General features: G+C 34.3%; 2 protein-coding genes, 1 tRNA gene and 1 rRNA gene. All 4 read left to right on the plus strand.

What is annotated here, in order from left to right:
- The first annotated feature begins 121 nt into the window (after window positions 1-121).
- The 4 genes from rrf (at window position 122) to V6255_RS17870 (ending at window position 2,714) form a co-directional block, all read left to right on the plus strand.
- Window positions 122-237: ribosomal RNA gene (rrf, locus tag V6255_RS17855) — 5S ribosomal RNA — on the plus strand.
- 8 nt (window positions 238-245) lie between these two features.
- A tRNA-Thr gene (locus tag V6255_RS17860) sits at window positions 246-322 on the plus strand.
- Window positions 323-862: 540 nt separating this feature from the next.
- Window positions 863-2,035 carry an NRAMP family divalent metal transporter gene (locus tag V6255_RS17865; RefSeq protein ID WP_425355944.1) on the plus strand — a complete coding sequence of 391 codons (1,173 nt, stop codon included), beginning with the start codon at window positions 863-865 and terminating at the stop codon, window positions 2,033-2,035.
- 160 nt (window positions 2,036-2,195) lie between these two features.
- Window positions 2,196-2,714 carry a DUF6795 domain-containing protein gene (locus V6255_RS17870; protein ID WP_341629360.1) on the plus strand — a complete coding sequence of 173 codons (519 nt, stop codon included), beginning with the start codon at window positions 2,196-2,198 and terminating at the stop codon, window positions 2,712-2,714.
- Window positions 2,715-2,973 lie beyond the last annotated feature (259 nt).

Here is a 2,973-nt window from a genome sequence, read left to right on the forward strand (position 1 = left end):
GCGCCGATGATAGTGTGAGGTCTCCTCATGTGAAAGTAGGTCATTGCCAAGCGCCCAATTCAAAACCCCAGCCCTACGGCTGGGGTTTTAATATTTATAATGCTATAAATATAAGATTTTTTCTGATAATAATAGCACTGTGGTACCACCTGATCCCATGCCGAACTCAGAAGTGAAACGCAGTTGCGCCGATGATAGTGTGAGGTCTCCTCATGTGAAAGTAGGTCATTGTCAGATTCCCATTTGCTGATATGGCTCAGTTCGGTAGAGCACACCCTTGGTAAGGGTGAGGTCGGCGGTTCGAATCCGCCTATCAGCACCATTTCTTCAAATCTAAAAAATTAATTTCCTCAATATCTCAACATCAAACACAATCTCTATTTATTAACTTATTTTTAATGTTTCATCGAAATTTACTCTCTATTGCCTACTATAACTCTCCTGTTACTTATTTTCTTTTAATTAGATTTTAAATCTATTTTTATATTTTTTACTTCATTATACCAATCACACTAATTAACTGATCTATTTTACTGGTTAAAATAACTTATTTCTTCGTTGTAAATTTCGTAAAGGGAATAACCATTTAGCTCGATTTACGCCTTAAACTAAGTCATTTTTCCTGCGTAAAATTTAGATCACTTATTTAATGTAATCGGTATTATTTAAATTTATTTCACAAAATAGCGAATGTTAAGTTAAAAAACTTAATTCTGTGACTTATTAGAAAAACTTATTCTTTTTTATTGCCTTTAATTTCTGTATGTTAAGTGCCCCGAGAAATATATGTTTAAGGTTATAAATGAATCAATCAGTCTCAACATTCAAATCACGTCTTAATGCTTTTGGCCCTGGAATACTCATGGCGACAGCTTCTATAGGTGGTTCTCATTTAGTCGCATCAACGCAAGCGGGATCTATTTTTGGTTGGCAGCTGATTTGGTTAATTATTGCCGTTAATATACTTAAATATCCTTTCTTTCGTTTTGGTGTTGAATATACATTAGCGACAGGTAAAAGCCTGATTGAGGGTTACCAAAGTAAAGGGCCTTGGTTTTTTTATTCGTTTATTGTTTTAAACATCATTGCCGCCGTAGTGAATACTGCTGGTGTTATTTTATTAACGGCAAGCTTATTGCACTATGCTCTGCCTATTATTGTTCCAGTGACGGTGTTGTGTTGGTTAATACTTGCAGTTTGTTTAGTTATCTTATTGCTTGGGCATTTTAAAGCGCTTGATAATGTTGCTAAACTTATTATGTTGATATTGACTATTACGACGGTGATTGCATTTATTATTGCCTTTAATAACGGCCCTATGGCGCCTGCTGATTATGTAGGTCCATCGCCTTATGAATTAGTGATGATTAGCTTTATGGTTGCTCTAATGGGCTGGATGCCAGCACCTATTGAGGTCTCTGCACTGAGTTCGTTATGGTTAAAAGAAAAACAAACACAACAAACCATTACCAGAAAACAAGGCTTACTTGATTTTAATGTTGGCTATTGGTTAACAGCGATCTTGGCATTAGTATTCTTTGGCTTAGGCGTGTTAATACAATATGGTCAAAGTAGTACTGCAGTATTAGGTGGTGTTGCATTTGCTAAACAACTGACTGATATGTATGCCATGACGATCGGTGAATGGTCGCGTCCACTAGTGTCGATTATTGCTTTTTTATGTCTATTTGGAACAACCTTAACGGTGCTTGATGGTTATGCACGTACACTTAATGAATCGCATAAACTATTAGGCTTTAAGCAATCGAAACACAGTTTGAATATTTGGCTATTACTACAATCTTTTTCGGGTATGGCAGTTATATTGTTCTTTAAATCGGTTCTTGCGCCAATGTTGATGTTTGCGATGACACTTGCCTTTGTTACGACGCCAATATTTGCATGGCTTAACTTTAAGTTAGTTCGTTCAGAGCAGAGCATTCAACACAGTGCATTATTGCGAAGCTTAACTTGGTTAGGGTTACTTTATTTAATCGGTTTTGCTGCGGCATTTGTTATATGGAAAATTTTATAATCTAAAAATGATACGGTAAGTTAATGTTTGTTTTATTAACTGCCGTATCGTTTGTTATAGAAAAGCTTTTAAACTTAGTTATCAGTATGTTTGAATGCTCTTTATTTTATCGCCCAACTTTTTCTTATTTATAAACACGCTTTAAGAGGAGTCTATTATCTTGTCATCATCTAAGTTAAAAAGACTATTCATAGTGGTTGTTTCTATTGCTTTTCTTTCACTCGTTTCAACATTGGTATTTGCGGATATGTTTGGTTTATTAAAAAAACAGGACGTTGTTTTATCAAGAGAAGTTCATGGGCTTTTACTTGATAATGGCCAACCGCTATCTAATGTTAAAGTATTTAGAGTGTTAACCTATGGAGAAGAATATTTAGATCAGGTTGTCACAGATGAAAATGGTCATTTCTATTTTCCTGATAAAATTATTCGTAGTTCAAAACCGTCACAAATGTTTTTCAACAGTAGTTTGAATCAACATATTTATGCAAAAACAGATAACGATGATGAACTAGTATTATGGTATGCCAGAATCATCCAAGCTGAAGACAGTGAAACATTGACTGAATTATTAAACCATTTAGTTTGTGATATTACTAATGATGCAAAAACTTATGATATACCGGCAAAAGAAGACCCTAGCAAACTCTTTGTTATTTATACTCGATGTAAATTGTAATCCTTCTATTTTTATAAATAGCTAAGGATTAATAAAAACTGAGCTTACTAAATAGCCTGTTCTTATCTAACCGCACACGTTAGCACCTCATTTATTTAAGTTCATTAAGCCAGCTCTTTTCTCCAATGTTCTCTGTACCTCCCCGCATCAAATAGTCTTCTATAATTCCTTATAAATATTATTCATCATACGTAAACAGTAACAATACCAATCTAAGTAATTATCTAGTCATTTATGCTTGTTAAAATGAATGCTAGCT

The organism is Psychromonas arctica (assembly GCF_038155225.1).
GTDB lineage: Bacteria > Pseudomonadota > Gammaproteobacteria > Enterobacterales > Psychromonadaceae > Psychromonas > Psychromonas arctica_B.